Source organism: Allobosea sp. 2KB_26 (assembly GCF_052115715.1).
In the GTDB taxonomy this organism is placed as follows: Bacteria; Pseudomonadota; Alphaproteobacteria; order Rhizobiales; family Beijerinckiaceae; genus Allobosea.
In genome coordinates, this window is the sequence record NZ_JBFRHE010000018.1 from 28,191 (window position 1) to 47,273 (window position 19,083).

Consider the following 19,083-nt stretch of genomic DNA (forward strand, 5'->3'; position numbering starts at 1 on the left):
GGTCCGGTAGGGAAGGCAGGCGCTCGGCACCTGCTCCTCCACGGTCACTTTGCGGCGGAGTAATCGAGGCGTGTGAACTTGCCCTTGACCAGCTTCGAGTAGTTGAAGCTGGCGAGCGTCAGCCCGCCCATATCCGGGGCAGAAAAGTCGAATTTCGCCATGACGCCCTGGTAGGGACGGCGCATGGCGCTGCAGAGGGCTTCGTTCGTGGCATCGGGCCCGGCTGTCTTGAGCGCCTGCGCCAGCGACATCACGGCATCCCAGCCCGCGGCCTCGAAATGCTTCGGCAGCCGGCCGTGTTCCTTCTGGAACAGGTCCACGAACTCGCGCTGATGTGGCAGCGGGTCTTCGGCGATCAGGAACTCGGCGTGGATGATGTTGTCGGCCGCATCGCCCATGGCCTTGACGTAGTCATAGGTCGCGGTGCCGTGGACGGAGATGATCGGCGCCGTGAGCCTCACCTGCCGCGCATTGCGGAAGGGCATCGGAGACGTCGATATGACGATGACGGCATCCGGCGCGCTCGCCCTCACCTTGGCGGCCTGCGTCGTCAGATCGGTGGCAGCGATCTCGAATTTCTCGACCTGGGACCAGGTGACGCCGAATTCGCCGGCGAGATCCTTCATGCTGTTCCAGACGACCTGGCCGTAGCCGGAATCATGCAGGACGCCGATCTTCGTCGCCTTCATGTCGCGCGCATAGGAGAGCAGCGCTCGCGCGTTCAACTCTTGTGACGGCGTGATGTGGAACAGGCAGGTCCGCTCGCGTTCGACGGCGGGCCCCAGCCCTGAGAAGGCGATCTGTGTCAGCTTCAGCGGCGCTGTGATGCCGCCGACGGCCACGGTCTGCGCAATACCGGAGGTGCCGATCAGTGCCTTCACCTTCTGCGAATGCACCAGGGCGTTGACCTTGCTGACGGCGACATCCGGGCTGGATGCGTCGTCCTCGACCAGGATTTCGATCGGCCGACCATTCACGCCGCCGCGTGCATTTAGGACCTTTTGGGCCATGAGAATGCCTTCCCGCTCGGGAAGTCCGACTCCAGCGAGCCCGCCCGTGGCGGACACCACGGCACCGATTTTGATCGGTTCACCGGGGGCGGCTGCTTGGGCGAGTGCGCTCAAGGGGCAGAGGGACAGCAAAGCGGCAGGCGCGAGTGCCATCAGCGCAGAATGGTTCTTCTGGGTCACGGCTAGTTTCTCCCTTCAAGTCGGACGCTGTACGCATTTCTCGATTGAGGGGGAGGCTAGGCGAATTTCCGCTTATGTCAAACATTTTCGAATATAAAAGATATCATGTGATATCTTGAGGACTTGTGCTACAATCCCAGCACGATGTCGATATTCATGACGTGGAGGCAATCTTGAACGTGGTCCGCCCAACCCAGCGCGAGTTCCCTCGCGCGGCGAACGAAGAACCCAAGGGGCGTACGCGGATGTCGGGCATCTATGACCTCCTGCGGCGCGACATTCTCGAATGTCGATTGAAGCCCGGCGCGCGCCTGCGTTTCGAGGAGTTGCGGGCCCATTATGAGATTGGCCTCAGCCCGTTGCGGGAGGCTCTGATGAAGCTGGCCTCCGATGGGCTTGTGGTCCTAGAGGAACACAAGGGCTTTCGCGTCGCGCCGGTTTCGAGGATGGACCTTCTCGATATCACCTTTATGCGCAAGGAACTCGATGCGATGGGGATGAGATTGTCGATCGAGAAGGGTGATGATGCCTGGGAAGCGACAATTCTCGGCTCTCTCCATGAACTCAGCAAGAAGCCGAAACTCGGGCCGGACGGACTGGTCGATGCCGAATGGGAGAAGCGGCACCGAGCCTTCCATCATACCTTAGTGTCCGCCTGCGGCTCGCCCTGGCTGCTTCACTTCCGCGAACAACTTTACGATCAGGCCGATCGATATCGACGCCTGTCCGTTCAGTATCTGCGCGAACCACGCGACCATCTCGCCGAGCATCGTGAGATTGCAGACGCCGCGCTCGCCCGCGATGCCGATGCAGCAGTCTTCCTCATTCGCCGACATCTGGATCGCACCGTACAGATCCTGCTCGCGGCCGACGGGGTACTTTCGCCAGAGGCGATGCCAGAATAATTATCGAGGGCGCGTAAGATATTCGAAAATATGTTGACCTCCTGATTTTGAGTGTTACCGTCTCGGCATCCAATCAAGGAGATGGCGATGCGGTACGTGAGTTATGTCTCGGGTCAGCAGGCGGGCTTGGCCGTGCGTGACGGCGCCGAACTTTTCGATCTCGGCTCCATCGATCTTGGAAAAGTCCTCGCGGATGGGTCCGATGCGCTTGCCGCGCTGGCGCAAGCGCCGCGTGGCAAGCGCCTGGATCAGACTGGTCTTCGCTTTCGTCCGCCGATCGCCCGCCCGCCCAAGATCGTTTGCGTCGGGCTGAACTACGTCGATCATGCGGCCGAGAGTCCCTACAAGGATGTTCCGAGCTACCCGGCGGTGTTCCCGCGCTTCGCGTCCAGCCTGATCGGGCATGGCGAGGACATCGTGCGGCCTCTCGTTTCGCCTCAGCTCGATTTCGAGGGCGAGCTCGTCGCGGTGATCGGGAAGGGCGGTCGGCACATCACGCGTGAAGCGGCGCTTGACCACGTCGCCGGCTACTCGATTTTCAACGACGGCTCGATCCGCGATTACCAGTTCAAGTCGCCGCAATGGACGGTAGGCAAGAATTTCGACGACACCGGCGCGTTCGGCCCCGACTTCGTCACGGCCGACGAGTTGCCGCCGGGTGGCAAGGGGCTGAAGATCGAGACGCGCCTCAATGGCGTCGTCGTTCAGTCGGCAAACACGAACGACCTTGTCTTCCCGCTCGCGGACCTGATCTTCTATCTCAGCGAGGCGATCACGCTGGAGCCCGGCGATTTGATCATCACGGGTACGCCGGCCGGTGTCGGTTTCGCCCGCAAGCCGCAGCTCTTCATGAAGAGTGGCGATATCTGTGAGGTCGAGATCGAAGGTCTCGGCGTGCTCCGCAATCCGGTACGCGATGAGGTCGCCGTGGCCAGCGCAGCCTAGGCGCATCACTGGCCGCCGCCCAAACCCAACCAAGAACAAAAACAACGCAAGAATGGAATGAACGAGGGAGCTTGAGCTCATGAAACCGCTGGTCACCCGCCAGAGCTACATGGCTTTGAATGTTGAAGACCTGGATGCAAGCGTAAAGGACGCCGAAAGCGTCCTGGGGTTGCGCGTCGTCGACTATCATGAAGGAAGAGCCGTTCTGACGGCGACAGGGCGCCGCGCGGAGCTCATGTTGCACCAAGCGTCTGGCAATGCGGCGCGGACGGTGGGCCTCGAGGCAATCGATGGTGATGCAGTCGAGGCAGCGGCCTCGCGGGTTTCGACGATCGGCCTTAACGTGTTGTCCCGCCAGCCGTCGCTGCCCTGCATTGAGCGCTCGGTCACGTTCGCGACGAGCGACGGGCAGGTGTTCGAGGTGCATACGCCGATGCCGGCCGACCAGCCTCGGCGTTACGCCGGAGCCGGCATCCATCCGCGCGGTATCTGCCACGTCAATCTGACCTCTCCTGATCCCTGGCGGATCTATGGCGAGCTGAGCGAGGCGATTGGCCTGAAGCTATCCGAGCGCACGACCGGTTGCGAACTCGTCTGGATGCGGGCTGCCGACGGGCGCCACCATACCGTTGGCGTGGTCAAGGGCCCTCGGCCGGGCATCCACCATTATGCCTGGGAGTTCGCCCAGTTCAGCGACTTCATGCGGCTCGGCGACGTGCTCGACGCGTTGGACCGGGTCGTCTCATGGGGGCCGGGCCGCCATGGCGCCGGCGACAACCTCTTCGCCTACTATGTCGACCGGTCCGGCTTCATGGTCGAGTGCTCGTCGGAGATGGAGACCATCGTCAACGATAGCGGCTACGAACCCAAGGTCACCGACATCGATCCGGACTTGACCAATATCAAGGTCGTGAATCGCTGGGGCGCGCCGCCGCCGCGTCCATGGATTCAACACCACAGCGATTTCGCTGCCTTTGCCGAACACGGCTCAACCCGCGGCTGAAGCATAGGGCGTTACTGCGGCCGATGAGTCCGCTTCGGCCGCATCGGCCATCCTGAGCGGGGAGAGAGACATGCTGCTTTCCGGAAAAGTCATCGTCGTCACCGGAGCAGAATCAGGCATCGGCCGGGCCACGGCCGATGCCTGTGCGGAGCAGGGGGCAAACCTCGTTCTCGCGGGGCTCGACAAGGGCAAGCTCGCGGAGGTGGCGACGGCGCTTTCGGGCGCCGGGCGTGAGGCCCTGGCGGTGCCCACCGATATCAGGGAGGCGGCGGCAGTTGGCCGATTGTTTGCGACAGCGGTCGGCCACTTCGGGCGGATCGATGGTGCGGTCGCAAATGCCGGTATCATCGGAGCGCGCAAACCGGCCGCGGAACTCTCCTTGGACGACTGGCGACAGGTCATGGACGTCAACCTCACTGGGACCTTCCTGACGGTTCTGGAGGCAGCGCGGATACTTATTGGCCAGGGTGGAGGCGGCTCCATCGTCGCGACCGGATCGTCGACGGCCCTGCGGCCGGTATCCGGCCTTTTGCCCTATGTCGCCAGCAAGGGCGGTGTTCATGCCCTGATGCAATCGCTCGCACTTGAGCTCGCGCCCTATCGCATCAGGGTCAACACGCTCGTGCCAGGGACGACGGCGACCGACGCGACCCGCGCTATGCCAGGATATCTCGATCAGGTGGCCAAGAGCCTTCCGATGGGGGAGGTCGTCGATGCACAGGAGCTCGGGCGCTATGTCGCCTTTGCGCTCAGCGACCAGCTTCCGCACCTGACCGGAACGCATCTTAAAATCGATGCCGGGCGGACGATCTGAATCCCAAAACCGCCATTCCCAAAAGACCTATGAGGAAAAGCTCATGACCGACACGGCGATCAGTGCGATCGAGCAACTGGAGAAGCGACGTTATGATGCGATGCTGCAGGCTGATCTCGCCGCGCTCGGAGACCTACTCTCCGACAATCTCGTCTACACGCACTCGAACGCGGCGCGCGACGACAAGGCGAGCTATCTGCAGAAAGTTGGCGAGAAGTTCTTCGACTATCACGCGATTTCCAATGAAGATCAGGAGATCAAGGTCTACGGGAACGTTGCGTTGGTCACCGGGGTCATGAAGGCAGATGTCACGGTCAACGGGACCGCGAAGACCCTCAACAACCGATACCTCGCCGTGTGGCTCCAGGAGGGCGAGGATTGGCGCTTCGTAGCCTATGCGCCGACGCCGATATCTTAATGCTTCCCGGCCGGTCGCACACCGATCAGGGCCTGGGGATTCCCCAGTTTTTGCCGCAGTTGTGAGTGGTGAACCCACGCCAAGCACGCCGGCGCGAAGCAGCGGCACGAGCCACACTGTGGCGCGCTGGCACATGGCATCAGAAACAGAATCCATACTCAGGGAGATTGGTCATGGCCAGCAGACCCTACCGCAACTCGCCGACTAATCCGGCAATCGGCGAGATACAGACGAACCCGGCTCGCGTCGCCGATATGCCCTATGCGCCGGCCATTCGGATAGAGGCACCCAAGGGGCTGCTGATAGTTTCGGGGGCGACGCCTTCGCCGCTCTATCACAAACACCCGCATGATTGGTCGGAGCACAACCATCCTAACGATATCCGTGAGCAGACGCGCCTAGCGATGCAGACGATCGGCTCCGTACTGGAGGATCAGGATCTGACCTGGACGGACGTTATTAAGGTTTCGAAGTATCTGACCGACATGCGCGAGATCGAGCTGGTGAGCCTCACGATAAAGGAGTTCGTGGCCGACTGGTCGCCGGCGAGCACCACCCTATGCGTAAACTCTCTATCCACGCCGGGCGCGCGTATCGAGATCGAGGTGATGGCGGCGCTTCGCGGTTGAAGGGATCGCCATGACAATGGGGCTGATACCGGGGAAATCGTGCGCATCGGTGACGGGCGGCGTGAAGGCGGGCGTTACGGGCAACGGTATGAAAAACCCCTCAACAATCATTATCGGGCGGTTCTGCTTCGGACCTTAAGCGATTGGCGCTTCGCCGCTCACGCCGGTGCCATGACGGTCACGGCAGCCGCACCGAAATGGCGCCGCAGCCATTTCGCAAAGCACCTGTAGTTCTCTATAATCGAACAATGGCCTGGCGCTTCGATGATGTTGTGACTTTCCTGAAGGTCGTGGAAGCGGGGGGAATCACGGCCGCGGCGACCGAGCTGAAGCTGTCGAAATCCGTGGTCAGCAAACGCATCAGCGATCTCGAAGAGGCGCTCGGCGTCGCGCTTCTCCATCGGTCGACGCGTAGCGTCACGCCCACCAAACAGGGCTCATCGTTCTACGATCACATGCGCGACGCTCTGCGCACCATTGATGAAGCTGTCGAGGTGGTGACCGACCGCACGGGCCCGTTGAAGGGGCGCCTGCGCGTGACCGCGCCGATGAGCTTCGCAACGCTGCATCTTGGCCCGATGCTCGCTGACTTCGCGCGATCACACCCTGGCATCGAGTTTGCGATCGATCTCGACGATCGCATGCTCGACCTGGTCACGGGCGGCTATGACCTGGCAATCCGCATCGGGCGGTTGCCGGATTCCTCTCTCATTGCCCGCAAGCTCTGCCAGAGCCGGCGCATTGTCTGCTGCAGCCCCGAATATGCGCGAGAGAGGTCGCTGCCGAAATCCATCGAAGAGATCTCGGCTCATAGCTGCATCGACTATGCGAATGCCCATGCCAGTCGGCTCTGGCAGTTTCTCCCGGTTTCACCCGATATGCGTCCGCGCGCAGTGGTGACACATAGTCATCTCGTCACCAATAATGGCGAGGTCATGCGCGATCTGGCCATCGCAGGGCTTGGCCTGGCGGTCTTGCCTTTGTTCATTGCTGCCGATGCAATTCGCGCGGGCCGGCTGATCCAAGTGCTCCCGGATGATGAGCCGCTGCCGGATACGATCTACGCCGTCTACCCGCCGACGCGCCATCTCTCGTATCGTGTTCGGACGCTTGTCGACTACCTAAGCAAGCGGCTGGCGAACGGTGTGCCCTGGGCAACCTCTTCAGCGAACTGATACTCCGTTCCCGGCCATCGTAGTGGGTAGAATCTAACGCAAGCCCACGACCTGTTCCCGGCTCGCGGAAGGTCGCCAAGGCCTTGCCCAATAGCGGACGTTCCGAAGGTCGCAGGAGGGTGGGTAGCAGACATTTGGCGGTAGCCGGTTTACTCAACCGAAAAGGGTCGTTGGACCGGAGGTCGGTCGTGCTTCGAATTTGCCTAATAGTGTCGCTTGCTATGGCCGTCCTTGATGCAAAGGCGAGTGGCGCCATCCCCTTTGAAGGGCAGGTCGAAGGAACGAGCGAAACACTATCGGGGCATCTGGAGCTAAGACAGGAAGGCTGGCCGACTGATCAATTTAGGTTTCGGTCAAATGCCGGTATCGATTGCGTGGGGCCGGTGGTCCAGAAAGCCGGCGTGCTCCATGAGGCGGTCTTACAATGCTCTGACGGGCGATCTGGCTTTATCAAGCTCCGCATTTACGGAGAGAACCCCGTCACCGAGGCCACTCTCGGCAGCCGCAAGCTGTTGCTCTCGATGCCCAATCATCCACATCATCGCTCGCGGTAAAAGAACGAGCGTCGTCTATGGGTCGGAAGATACGTATGTCGCGTTGGCGCAAATCGCTCTCCATAGCTGTAGGACTGCTGATCATTACCATCGTTGGCTATTTTCTCTTTTTCGCCGCCCTGGTTCGATGAATGAGCACATCAGCCGGTGCATGGATCAGTCGGCTTCGCAGTACATCGCAGACAGCGATCAACGCCGTCGCGAGTGCGGCAGCGAATGACTGCAATGGGTCCGAGACCGGTGATTAGGTGTTCTCCCGAAAGCTGACATCGGCGAGCTTGCCTCGCCGTGGTCTGAGAAGGGTGGGATTACGGACGATCGGGATTGCCGGATCGTGCGTCTGCTTGGTCCCCTTTTGGGAGGCACCGCAGGCTCACTTTACAGCGGCGATATCCTCCAGTTTCCACGTCTTGTCGAAATAGGCCTCTGCCGGGCTGTAGAACCTGAAGATCGGGAACCAGCCGCGCCCTGGGACCGTCTTGATCCAGTTTCCCTTCTCCTTCGGTTCATCCGGTCCAAAGGTGATGTCGAGCGATCCATCCGGGTTTATCACGGGTTTGCTGTAGCTGCTGACTGAGGGGAACGGCTGGCCGTTCTGCAACTCGGACCTGCTGAGTGCGTCATAGACGAGGACCGACCAAAAGTTGCCGGCGGGGATCTTGGGCGGCACGTGAAGCTTGTAGGTCTTCGCCCCGTCCAGGAAGGCGCCGTCGGCGTCGCGATAGGTCCACAGATACTGCGAGCCCTGACCGACGTTCTTTGCCATCATCGCCGGCGAATTGCCGGCTGCCATGTAGTAGACATTGTTTCTGGCGTCGATCTGGGGCGCCCCGTCTCGCGTGAAGGTGTACGTCATACCCTCCGGAACGCCCTGCCATTTGCGGTCAGGATAATAGAAAATGCCCGGCGCCGGCGACGCATAGGTATTCGCCCGCGCCATCGCTCCGCCGGTTCGCGCGGCTTCGGCCAATAGGGCCCTGGATTTCTCGTCGGGCTTGAAGGGCTTGCCCTTCTCGATGCCGATGGCCTGCATCATCGAGCGCTCCAACGGTCCGAAGCTCTCCAGCGGTTCCTCCTCGACGAGCATCGCAAGCAGCTCGAAAAAACGGAAATTGTCCGGAAACAGCGTGTCGATGTCTTTGCCCGAGCCGTTCATGAAGGCCATCGGCGGCGCAGACGACGCCTTGGCGAGCGGATAGATCCTGGTCTGCTTCATCAGGCCGACGGCCTGGTCCGTCTTGCCGTCAGCCTGGAAGCCCCTGATTGCAAAGGTGACGGAATAGGTCGGTGAACGGGAGACGAAATAGCCCTCGGGGACGGGGCCGGTGTAACCGGGGGGCAGAACCAGGAATTTCCCGCCTTGCCCCTTATCGGCGCCGAGCGGACCGATATCGGCCAGATATCGCTGCAAGCCGTCTTGCAGGAAACCGAGCATGTGAGGCGGCGCCTCGACGACGGTCGGACCATCGTCATTCAGGGCAAGATGGCCGATCGCGTACACGGTCTCGGTGTTGGCGGTCAGCAGCACCGTCTTCGCGTCCATCAGGTTTTCCCAGATGACGAGCTGCTGTGGTGTCTTGGCGCCGAAGGCCCGCAGCCCCTCGCGCAGGGCAATCTCGCTGACGGGCATCAACTGAGTGAGATAGACCTCGGTCGCGCGGTTGAGCTTTTGAAGGTCGAGAAGCCGCTGGGCGGTGTCACCGACAGGATAGCCATTCTTGAACTCGAAATCGCCGGAGCGCGTCCTGAGCGTTTCGGTGTTCAACCAGCCATGAGGCTCGGATTGCTGCGCGGAGGCAGGGGTAACTCCCAAGGCAAAAGCGGCGGTGACCGCAATCAGGCTCAGAGGATGTCGCATCTAGCTCTCCCGTGACCAACAGAGATCGAGGAAGAGACTAGCGTTGGGTAAGGATGTGGGGAAGGAGGAATGGCCGCTAACCATCCCATTCCGGACACGACCGATGCTGCACGCAATGTCTGAGATGGGTCGATTTTGCCCCTACGACCTCGGTCGGGAAGCTGCCGTTCGACGGCGGCAACGATAAGGCGGCCACCGCCGGAATCCCCTCTGGACTCAAGTATCAAATTTTCAGCACTAGAATTCCCGGCCGAGCCAGCGATCGAGCGACAGCCGGCCACCGCCATGCACCGACATCAGGGCGAAAGTCCCGAGCCAGACCACGGTCAGGTGATAGCCCGTGCCGCGCGGGATCATGACCATTACGACGATCACTACGAGCTGGATGAACAGCATGAAAGCGAGCGGCCTGGTGAGAAGGCCGATCGCGATGGCGAGACCTCCGAGCAATTCCAGACCGCTGGTGAAATAGGCGAGCGGCACGGCCGGCTCCAGACCGAGCCGTTGAAACAGTTCGATGTCGCGGGTCATGCCGTCACCGAACAGCTTGGTCCAGCCGAATGTCGCCATGATCAGCCCGGACGTCACACGCATCGCCGCGTAGGCAAGCGGTTCAAGCGCAGCATGGAGCGGAGTGAGGAAGGGGATGAGGAAGCGCCGCTCCTCGGGATTTGTCATGCAGTGGATCCAAGTTGCGAAGTAAAGGCGTCCGGCCGGGCGGCGGGATCCCGCGATCCTGCCCGTCGATCAATCAAGTTGCGTTTCGAGGAATGGGTGAGGGCCCTGGAAGTTGCTTTCGCGGCGCAGCGTGCCGCGAAAGCAGGGGAGCTGTCTTCACGCAATGCGGTCCAGGAAGCATGCGATTTCGGTTCGTTCGACGTTGGCGGCGCCGTGCTCGTGGAAATAGCGGATATGGTCGCCTTCGTTGTGGTGCTTGTCCCGCGCCTCCCTGCTCGCCCAATGCTCCACAAAGACGAACCGGCGCGGCTCGCTCTGATCAGCGAAAAGCTCGTACCGCAGATTGCCCTCTTCCCGGCGTGATGGCTCGACGACATTGATCAGGTCACGGCGAAGGTCCGCTTCCTTGCCATCCTTCGCGTAGAGAGCAACAACAATGAAAAGCTCGCTCATTTGACAGGTCCTCCTCAGTGAGTCGTTCAACCTAAAAAGGAGCCCTTCGGCTCTGATCTGAGGGCTGCTTCCTCGTGCGATCCAAGATGCACTCCAGGATCCATCTGCGCGCTCCTCACGGCAACGTAGGAACGCGCGTCATGCATCCTGGACTGAGGCCGTCCCGGCTGTATCAGAATGCCGCGGAAGGCTTGGTTCCGAGCTATTCGGTCCGGTCGTAGCCGAACTGGATGCCGGCCGTGCCGCCGGTCTCGATGAACAGGTTCATGAAGGCCGGAACAGTCTCCTTGCGAGCCCAGTCGCGCTGCAGTTCACAGAAGAGCTGCGGTACGCTGATCATCTTGCCGCCGGCCTGCTCGATTCGGCGCAGTGCCGCCTCATGCGCGGCGACCGAGGTGCCGCCGACCGCGTCGGCGACGACATAGACTTCAAAACCCTCGGCGAGTGCGTCGATTGCCGGGAAGGTCAAGCACGCCTCCGTCCAGAGCGCGGTCATGATCAGCTTCTTGCGTCCCGTCTTTTCGACAGCCTGACGAAATTCGACATCCTCCCAGGAATTGATCGTAGTGCGGTCGATGGTCGGGATACCCTTCAGCGCCTTCTGGACTTGTGGGATCGGGGGTTTGTTGAGACCGCTCTTCACATTCACCGTCGAGTGGACGATCGGCAGTCCATAGACAACGGCCGCCTTCGCGGCGCCGGCGATGTTGTTGATCATCAGCTGGCGGTCCATCGAGGCTATCGAGTTCACCTGGACGGGTTGATAGTCGATGATGATGAAGGCCGAGTTTTGCGGTGTCAGCAAATGATCCTTGCGGGGGTCACGAATGGCTTCGCTTGTCATGATGTCATCCTCGCTGTTGCAGCGGCGCGCTGACCGGGCGCCTCGGCGGCGACGCGATCGCGCCAAAGCCCGGAAGTTGTCGGTCCTGATCCGACCGGGCAGGTCAGCCTAGCACTGTGCTCACGAGGCAGAAGTGATTTGCCCGCGAACTCTGTGTTCTTCCTCATCGAACAATATCGGGGCGCCGGCCCTAACCATGATCGGGGGAGGAGCTCATAATGCAGCGTATAGACACATGGCGCGGCCGGGCGCAGCCGGCCCACACGCGCAAGGGAGACGCCGATGAGCTGGCTACCGACGGAAGACCCCGTCACGGGCGATCGAAAATCCTGCGATGCACTCGAACTTGTCGTCGTTCCGCGCGTGCGCGACCTCGGCGGCTTCAACGTCCGGCGTGCGCTGCCACATGGAAGGCGCCAGATGGTCGGCCCTTTCATCTTCTTCGATCATTTCGGGCCGGTGCAGTTCATCGCCGGTCATGGCATGGATGTCAGGCCTCACCCTCATATCGGCCTGGCAACAGTGTCCTACCTGTTCGATGGACGCATCATGCACCGGGATAGCGAAGGTAATGTGCAGGAGATCAGCCCGGGCGCGATGAACCTGATGACGGCGGGACGCGGCATTTCCCATTTCAGCGGCGAGATCGATATCGCGGGCGACCTGTTCGAGGGCCCGCGCCTGTTGATCTTCAAGCCGGGCGACCGGATCACGGTCCGCGCGACCCAGCCGACGACGATGATGTTCCTGGGTGGCGCTGCGCTCGAAGGTCCCCGTTACATCTGGTGGAACTTCGTGTCGTCGAGCAAGGAGCGCATCGAGCAGGCCAAGGAAGATTGGAAGCAGGGGCGTTTCGGTCACGTTCCCGACGAGAGCGAGTTCATCCCTCTGCCGGAATGATCGTCTTCCAAATGCATGGCGGTCAGAAGGTGAGTTGCGGCCCCACCGGAACGATACCGCTGGGGTTCAAGGTGCGGTGGCTCTGATAGTAGTGGCGCTTGATATGGCCGAGATTGATGGTCGCGGCGACACCATCGACCTCCAACAGGCTGCGCAAATAGGCGGAAATGTGCGGATGATCGGCAATCCGCCGAATGTTGCATTTGAAATGGCCGACATAGACGGGATCGAAGCGGATCAGCGTCGTGAATAGCCGCCAGTCGGCTTCGGTGATCGCGTCCCCCGTTAGGAACCGCCGCGACGATAGGCGCTCTTCGAGCCAGCCCAGCGTCTCGAACAAGGGACCGACGGCCTCTTCATAGGCTTCCTGTGTCGTCGCGAAACCGGCCCGGTACACGCCATTATTGACGGTCGCATAGATACGAGCGTTCAAGTCGTCGATCTCGGTCCTGAGCCGTTCGGGATAATAGTCCCCGGCCTTTGCTCCGATCCCATCAAAGGCGGAGTTGAACATGCGAATGATCTCAGACGATTCGTTGTTGACGATCGTGCCGGTCTGCTTGTCCCAGAGAACGGGCACGGTGACGCGTCCCGAATAATGCGGGTCGGCCTTGGTATAGACCTCGTGCAGAAACCGGGCTCCACCGATTGGGTCTGCAACCACGCCTTCGCCTGCCGCGAAACTCCACCCCTGCTCGGCCATCAGCCAATGCACGACGGAGACGTCGATGAGCGGCGCCAGCCCCTTCAGACTTCTAAAAATCAGGGTTCGGTGCGCCCAGGGACACGCCAGTGAGACATAGAGATGATAGCGCCCTGCCTCGGCCCGGTAGCCGCCGATTCCAGTCGGGCCCGGCCCGCCGTCGGCCGTCACCCAGTTTCGGAAGGCGCTATCCTGCCGCACGAAACGCCCGCCACTAGCCGACGTGTCGTACCATTGATCGTGCCAGCGACCGTCCACGAGCAATCCCATTGTCGTTCCCTTCCGGTGTCCGCGGTAGCAAAGGCTAGACCCTACAAGGCATCATTGGCACGTTGGCCGATGTCGTTGAACCGGATCGTCAGTTCCCGAAGGCCGAGTCCAGTTGAGAAGGTCGGCCGACTTCACCGGCTCGACGTTAAATACAGGTACCTGGAAGAACCGCCCTGCCGCCATGGGTTGAGATGAAGGTGATAGCTGGGCCAGGCCGGGGCCGCGCGAGAGCGCTGACCCACGGCTGTCGGTGTCGCTATGAAGCTGCGAGCTTTCTCGCAATCTCTGCGACATGGCGTCCCTGGTAGCGCGCGCCCGCCAGTTCATTCCCGGTCGGCTGACGCGATCCATCGCCGGCGATCGTGCTGGCGCCGTAGGGCGAGCCGCCAGTGATCTCACCCATTTCCATCTGCCCGTTGAATGCGTAGGGCAGACCAACGATCACCATGCCGTGGTGAAGCAACACGATATGGGTCGACAGAATCGTGCTTTCCTGGCCGCCGTGCTGGGTATTCGTGGATGTGAAGACACTGCCCACCTTGCCGACCAGTTTCCCCTGGAACCAGAGACCGCCCGTCTGGTCGAGAAAATTCTTCATCTGTGCCGGCATATTGCCGAAGCGGGTGGGGACGCCGAGGATGATGGCGTCATACTCAGAAAGCTCATCAACGGTCGCAATTGGCGCCGCCTGGTCCAGCTTGAACCCAGAGCTCTTCGCAATCTCCTCCGGGACCAGTTCCGGCACGCGTTTGACGACGGCGTCTGAGCCCGCCTCGCGAACGCCTTGTGCGACGGCCTGGGCCATCGTCTCGATGTGACCGTAGCTTGAGTAGTAAAGAACGAGAACTTTTGTCACGATGATGGGCTCTGATACTTGAGAAAGCTTGTAGAAGCGGAGCAGGGGCTGCTCCGCTGGTTTTGTTGGGGTAACAAGGCGCGAGCGAAGCGCTCTCTGCCGCGCGTCAGCCGCGCTGCGAGTCGAGCTGCTCGTGGTTCTTCTCGACCTCCTGCGCCTTCATGTAGCTCTCGATCAGGAGCTGATAGGGCGGGAAGACCTTCGTGTAGACCTCGGCCCACTGCTGGGCGTCGTCACGATGCCAGGTCTTCTGCAGTTCCGAGGCGACTGCGGCGGTGTCCATCGGGACGACGCCCGCCTGAACGACACGGGCAAGCGTGATCTCCTGCGCCATCTTCGAATAGGTGCCGGAGGCATCGACGACGGCGAAGACCTTGTAGCCGTCGGCGACCGCGCTGATGCTGGGGAAGGCCATGCAGACGCTGGTGATGGTGCCGGCAATGATCAGCGTCTTGCGCCCGGTCGCCTTCACCGCCGCGACGAAGTCCGGGTTGTCCCAGGCGTTGATCTCGCCCCGGCGCGCCACATACTTCGCATGCGGTGCATTCTGGTGGATCTCCGGAATCAGCGGGCCATTCGGACCCTGCGGCACGGAGGCCGTGGTGATCACCGGCATCTTGCTCAGTGTCGCCATCTTGGCGAGTGCAGCGGCATGGTTTCGCAGTGTCGTCATCGGCATGTCCGCGACGGTCTGGAACAGCCCGCTCTGATGGTCGATCAGCAGCATGACGGCGTCATTGGCATCGATGACCGGCCGCTGGCCGTTGAAGTTGGCTGGAGCACTCATGGTATTCTCCATTCTCTGGATTATCGGGCATCCGCCCGCAGGGAGCTCGCGCGTTTGGCGGGAGCGGGGATTCGGACCGGCAAAACCGGTCCGAAAGGGGTTAGGCCGGGATTTCGCCAAACTTGCCGCTCTGGAAATCGGACATCGCCTGGCGAATTTCCTCGCGTGTGTTCATGACGAAGGGGCCATGCATCGCGACCGGCTCGTCGATCGGTGCTCCGCTGACGATGAGGACAGACGCGTCAGTCTCGGCTTCGAGGGTCAACTCGCCGCCATTGCGGTCCAGAAGTGCAAATTGGGCTTCACGGACCTTGTCCGCACCGTTGATCAGGACATTGCCGCGCAGCACGGCCACGCCGAGGGTATGGCCTTCCGGCAGAACTAGCGAGGTCGTTCCGTCTCGCTTGAGGCGCAGGTCCCAGATATCGATCGGTGTGAAGGTGCGCGCCGGCCCGGGATGCCCCTGATAGGTGCCCGCGATCACCCGTAGCACGCCCGCATCATCGGGCAGCGTCACCGCGGGTATCTCCCTGTCGAGCAGCGTCTGGTAGCCGGGAGCTGCGTTCTTGTCTTTGGCCGGGAGATTGACCCAAAGCTGGACCATTTCGAGCGTTCCACCCTTGCGGGTGAAGGCATGCGAGTGGAACTCCTCATGCAAGATGCCGGATGCAGCCGTCATCCACTGCACATCGCCCGGTCCGATCAGGCCACCATTCCCAGTGGAGTCGCGGTGCTCGACCTCGCCTTGATAGACGATGGTGACCGTCTCAAAACCGCGATGCGGATGGGTCCCGACGCCCCGCGGACGCTCGGCGGGCGTGAAGTCCGCCGGCCCAGCATAGTCGAGCATCAGGAAAGGGCTCACATGCTCGCCCTGTGCCGCATGCGAAAACAATGATCGAACCGGAAAACCGTCGCCAACCCAGTGTGAATGTGGACTGCTAAAGACGCCGAGAACCTTTCTCATCGCTGCTGCTCCGTTGCTTCAGCCTGTAAGGGCTGGCTTGAAAAGCAAATTAAACGCGCGACAAACTTGGTGGTAGTTGGCGAGTTTGCGCTACTATGTCCTGAAAATAGGACAATGCACCATGCACGACCTCAATGACCTTCGCTTCTTTGTCGATGTGGTGGAGCAGAACGGATTCGCCGCAGCAGCGCGCAAGCTTGGCATACCGCGCTCACGGCTCAGCCGGCGCATTGGCCTCCTTGAGCAGCATCTCGGCGTACGCCTAGTGCAGCGTTCGACGCGACGGTTTGCAGTCACGGAAATTGGTCGCGAGTACTACCATCATTGCGTGGCAATGATGGTCGAGGCTGAGGCTGCTCAGCAGGTGATCGATCGGGTGCGCGCGGAGCCGCAGGGCATCGTTAGAATGAGTTGCCCATCCTCAGTGATCTACTTCCAATTGGGCGACATGGTTGCGCGCTTCATGGCAGCCTACCCCAAGGTGCAGGTGCTGTTGGAGAGCACGAACCGGCGTGTCGACGTCATCCGCGAGGGCTTCGATCTTGCCATTCGCGTCCGCTTTCCGCCGCTGGAAGACAGCGACATGGTGATCCGAAAGCTGGCAGAGAGCACCCAGCGTCTCGTTGGCAGCCCGGCATTGTTGGAGCAGTTCGCTCGCCCCATCGTGCCGGCCGACCTGACCACGTTGCCGAGTTTGGCCTGGGAACCCACCCAGCACGAACACGCATGGCGCCTCGAGGGCCCGAGCGGCGCAACAGCGGCAATTCGGCACGCCCCGCGTTTCATCACCGAGGACATGATGGCATTGCGATTGGCCGCCCTGCGCGGCGTCGGAATTTGCCAGTTCCCAATGATGGTAGTTCGAGAAGATCTCCAAGCGGGGAGCTTGGTCGAGCTTCTTCCCGACTGGGTGCCGAGAGCCGGCATCATCCATGCGGCGCTGCCGTCGCGACGAGGGATGCTACCGTCGGTCCGGGCCCTGCTTGATTTTCTCGCTTCGGAATATGCTCTGCTTAATCGGCCATAAACGCGTCGGCCGATCCAGAGGGGTTCGTTGAACTCCAATTGAACAAAGACAAGATAAGTTTCGCAGCGATGTTGATGATCTCTTCAGGTCCGAAACGGGGCTGATCGTCACTTTATATCGAGCTTCACGCGAACACGTCGCGCCACGATTCTCGCCTTGGAACAGTCCAGAGACTACAAAGAGCCACCTCGATTATGCCGTTCAGCGGAGCTGATCTCGCCACTATCCAGGCGCGCAAGTTCTCGCTCGCTGAAGGCTATAGCGTCTGTAGAACTTGTCGTCGACGCCTGAGTAGGCGTCGATCCACTGCCGCTTGCCTGGGTAGTAGAGGCGCCCCGGTATGACCTCGGCGGGTTGTGCGCGCCTGCCTCTAGCCGTACGCGAAGTCCCGGGAGGCGCCATTGGTGAGATATGCGTTGGGCGATCGCCGGCAACGCCCGCACGCGCAACCTGCTGGCCATATCTGAACTACCTACGATCGAAGCGCAGTAGCCCTCAAATCCCTGACAGTGACGTTGTCCCTCCCGTCGCCAGACAAGATGTCGGCCAATTCCCTGGCAAATATCTCAGCATGACCGGACAGTAAGCCTGGCCGTTCGAGGCGCCAGCCGGCAGACGCCTGCTTTTCTTCCATGGACCGATCTATGATCACGTACTCAACCGACATATCGGGGGGCATCAGGCTGGCGTTGAGCAAGCGGTCCTCCCGCTTGATATTTGTGGCATCGATTACGGCGCTCTTTCCAGCTCCGAGGCGAACCGACGCTTCGTATCTCAACGTGGCGAACACCTCGGCTTGATCACCCGTCATCATCAGTCCGCCAAACAACCGCTCGCGTATGGAATCGGAGGATACGATTTCGTTTGGATCGTGATTCCGAACTGCCCAATGAGATTTTCCTGCCCCGCTCGGTCCCACCAATAGCACCAATCTCTGCCCGCAGCGGGGCCAATCCCAAGCATGCGCCCTCTCCGGGAATTTACTGGCGAGTTCTTCCCACAGTTCGGAAGCCGCCCGTATCCGGCGGGCGTCGCCCGGTTCCGCATGGGCCATCTGCCGGCGCAGGTGTTTGCAGATGCCAAGGAGCGTGGCCTCATCCCTCGGGAGATCGTGCCTTAGAACTTCATTGATATCGTGAAGTTCGAGGGCATCCGGATGCTCATAGACAATCTGCCGAGCGTGGAACGTTTTCACGAGCGGCAGATCAGCATAGATGCGCCGCTCGTATTTAGCGGCGAAGGCGCGCCTGATTCTATCAAGGAACGGGAATACGGTACGTACATGCGCTCGCCATATGCGCTCATCTAATTTGATGGCAGCTTTCCCCCGCAGGCACAGCGTGTGGGGAAATGTCATTCCGTCCCATCTATCGACCAGCCCGTTCGACCAAGACGGCGTCTTTCCGGCAACGATATCGTCGACGGACAGCAAGTGTTCGCGCGGATCTATCTGGTCTTCTACGGGAAGGCGTGAAAGCGACCTCACCATGGACGGATCCCAGCCCGAGAGTTCCACCACGACAGACACGGCCGTTCTCGCCAATAAATCGTCGTCGGGCCAAGCACATTCGCGCTCGGCAAAAATCTCCGTATCGATGCGCGAAACCACGCCTTGCCAGGTCAGGGTTGAGCCGAAGGCCGAACGATACTCGCCCATCGGGAAGCTGGGCGGCAAGGCAACAAGAACGCATGGCGCAAGCAGGCTCTGAGCACGGCTCCGTTCCGCTTTCAGCAAGGTCAGGAAAATGGCCCAAGCGTCCCAATCGTCATGCCCAATGCCGTCGACCAAGAAGACTTGGCCGGCGAGCTCGGCGGATTTGACGAAGTCCTCAACGGTGCGAATACGCGCCACGACGCCAGCTGAAGCCGCGAGCAGGGTGGCTGCTGAACGGCCACGCAATCCAACCTGGGCGTCCACGCGGGCAACCGGTCCTCCGAGGCGATGTTCTGTCCTGCTCGCAAGTGCGTCTAGCAGACCTGCCGGTCTTGGATCCGGAAGTGCGAGACCAATGACTCCAGCAGACGAACCGATAACGAGGTCCGCCGCCTTATCGACGAACCGGCTTGGCCCGGGCATATCCCACCAATCGACGCGGCGCCAATCCAT

19 protein-coding genes are annotated in these 19,083 nt (G+C 61.0%); 9 read left to right on the forward strand and 10 right to left on the reverse strand.

Features of this window, described 5'->3' with window-relative positions; translation table 11 throughout:
- Positions 1 to 44: 44 nt before the first annotated feature.
- The gene (locus AB4099_RS29720) at positions 45 to 1,190 is read right to left on the reverse strand and encodes an ABC transporter substrate-binding protein (RefSeq protein ID WP_441480744.1); all 1,146 of its coding nucleotides are present in this window, start codon (positions 1,188 to 1,190) and stop codon (positions 45 to 47) included.
- Positions 1,191 to 1,435: 245 nt separating this feature from the next.
- On the opposite strand from AB4099_RS29720, the gene AB4099_RS29725 reads away from it, so the two are divergent.
- The 7 genes from AB4099_RS29725 to AB4099_RS29755 all read left to right on the forward strand — a co-directional run bounded on the left by AB4099_RS29725 (position 1,436) and on the right by AB4099_RS29755 (position 7,079).
- On the forward strand, positions 1,436 to 2,095 hold the full coding sequence (locus AB4099_RS29725) for an FCD domain-containing protein (RefSeq protein WP_441480789.1): 660 nt from the start codon (positions 1,436 to 1,438) through the stop codon (positions 2,093 to 2,095).
- A gap of 87 nt (positions 2,096 to 2,182) precedes the next feature.
- A complete protein-coding gene (locus AB4099_RS29730) occupies positions 2,183 to 3,040 on the forward strand; it encodes a fumarylacetoacetate hydrolase family protein (protein WP_441480745.1) in 858 nt (285 codons plus the stop codon).
- Positions 3,041 to 3,119: 79 nt separating this feature from the next.
- Complete coding sequence (locus AB4099_RS29735; protein WP_441480746.1) at positions 3,120 to 4,043, forward strand: VOC family protein; 924 nt, start codon at positions 3,120 to 3,122, stop codon at positions 4,041 to 4,043.
- A 70-nt stretch (positions 4,044 to 4,113) separates the two neighbouring features.
- Positions 4,114 to 4,857 (forward strand): SDR family NAD(P)-dependent oxidoreductase, encoded by a 744-nt coding sequence (locus AB4099_RS29740; protein WP_441480747.1) that lies wholly within the window; start codon positions 4,114 to 4,116, stop codon positions 4,855 to 4,857.
- 43 nt (positions 4,858 to 4,900) lie between these two features.
- Positions 4,901 to 5,275: a nuclear transport factor 2 family protein gene (locus AB4099_RS29745; protein WP_441480748.1), complete on the forward strand. Its 375-nt coding sequence runs from the start codon at positions 4,901 to 4,903 to the stop codon at positions 5,273 to 5,275.
- A 173-nt stretch (positions 5,276 to 5,448) separates the two neighbouring features.
- Positions 5,449 to 5,904, forward strand: a complete 456-nt coding sequence (locus AB4099_RS29750) for a RidA family protein (protein WP_441480749.1) — start codon at positions 5,449 to 5,451, stop codon at positions 5,902 to 5,904.
- Positions 5,905 to 6,152: 248 nt separating this feature from the next.
- Positions 6,153 to 7,079 (forward strand): LysR family transcriptional regulator, encoded by a 927-nt coding sequence (locus AB4099_RS29755; RefSeq protein WP_441480750.1) that lies wholly within the window; start codon positions 6,153 to 6,155, stop codon positions 7,077 to 7,079.
- A 927-nt stretch (positions 7,080 to 8,006) separates the two neighbouring features.
- Here the strand turns inward: AB4099_RS29755 and AB4099_RS29760 are convergent.
- The 4 genes from AB4099_RS29760 to AB4099_RS29775 all read right to left on the reverse strand — a co-directional run bounded on the left by AB4099_RS29760 (position 8,007) and on the right by AB4099_RS29775 (position 11,466).
- Entirely contained in the window at positions 8,007 to 9,491 is a 1,485-nt protein-coding gene (locus AB4099_RS29760) for a DUF1254 domain-containing protein (protein WP_441480751.1), read from the reverse strand.
- Positions 9,492 to 9,728: 237 nt separating this feature from the next.
- Complete coding sequence (locus AB4099_RS29765; protein ID WP_441480752.1) at positions 9,729 to 10,169, reverse strand: DoxX family protein; 441 nt, start codon at positions 10,167 to 10,169, stop codon at positions 9,729 to 9,731.
- A 156-nt stretch (positions 10,170 to 10,325) separates the two neighbouring features.
- Positions 10,326 to 10,622 carry a putative quinol monooxygenase gene (locus AB4099_RS29770; protein WP_441480753.1) on the reverse strand — a complete coding sequence of 99 codons (297 nt, stop codon included), beginning with the start codon at positions 10,620 to 10,622 and terminating at the stop codon, positions 10,326 to 10,328.
- 202 nt (positions 10,623 to 10,824) lie between these two features.
- Positions 10,825 to 11,466, reverse strand: a complete 642-nt coding sequence (locus AB4099_RS29775) for a hydrolase (RefSeq protein ID WP_441480754.1) — start codon at positions 11,464 to 11,466, stop codon at positions 10,825 to 10,827.
- A gap of 282 nt (positions 11,467 to 11,748) precedes the next feature.
- Here AB4099_RS29775 and AB4099_RS29780 point away from each other — a divergent pair, with 282 nt between their 5' ends.
- A complete protein-coding gene (locus tag AB4099_RS29780; protein ID WP_441480755.1) occupies positions 11,749 to 12,366 on the forward strand; it encodes a pirin family protein in 618 nt (205 codons plus the stop codon).
- Positions 12,367 to 12,388: 22 nt separating this feature from the next.
- Here the strand turns inward: AB4099_RS29780 and AB4099_RS29785 are convergent, their stop codons facing one another.
- From AB4099_RS29785 to AB4099_RS29800, 4 genes are all read right to left on the reverse strand, one after another.
- Complete coding sequence (locus AB4099_RS29785; protein ID WP_441480756.1) at positions 12,389 to 13,339, reverse strand: glutathione S-transferase family protein; 951 nt, start codon at positions 13,337 to 13,339, stop codon at positions 12,389 to 12,391.
- 256 nt (positions 13,340 to 13,595) lie between these two features.
- Positions 13,596 to 14,195 carry an NAD(P)H:quinone oxidoreductase gene (wrbA, locus tag AB4099_RS29790; protein ID WP_441480757.1) on the reverse strand — a complete coding sequence of 200 codons (600 nt, stop codon included), beginning with the start codon at positions 14,193 to 14,195 and terminating at the stop codon, positions 13,596 to 13,598.
- Between the two features lie 106 nt (positions 14,196 to 14,301).
- The gene (locus AB4099_RS29795; protein WP_441480758.1) at positions 14,302 to 14,982 is read right to left on the reverse strand and encodes a hydrolase; all 681 of its coding nucleotides are present in this window, start codon (positions 14,980 to 14,982) and stop codon (positions 14,302 to 14,304) included.
- A 100-nt stretch (positions 14,983 to 15,082) separates the two neighbouring features.
- Complete coding sequence (locus AB4099_RS29800) at positions 15,083 to 15,949, reverse strand: pirin family protein (protein ID WP_441480759.1); 867 nt, start codon at positions 15,947 to 15,949, stop codon at positions 15,083 to 15,085.
- Between the two features lie 121 nt (positions 15,950 to 16,070).
- On the opposite strand from AB4099_RS29800, the gene AB4099_RS29805 reads away from it, so the two are divergent.
- Positions 16,071 to 16,976, forward strand: coding sequence for a LysR family transcriptional regulator (locus AB4099_RS29805; protein ID WP_441480760.1), 906 nt, complete (start codon positions 16,071 to 16,073; stop codon positions 16,974 to 16,976).
- Between the two features lie 472 nt (positions 16,977 to 17,448).
- Here the strand turns inward: AB4099_RS29805 and AB4099_RS29810 are convergent, their stop codons facing one another.
- Entirely contained in the window at positions 17,449 to 19,083 is a 1,635-nt protein-coding gene (locus tag AB4099_RS29810) for an AAA family ATPase (protein ID WP_441480761.1), read from the reverse strand.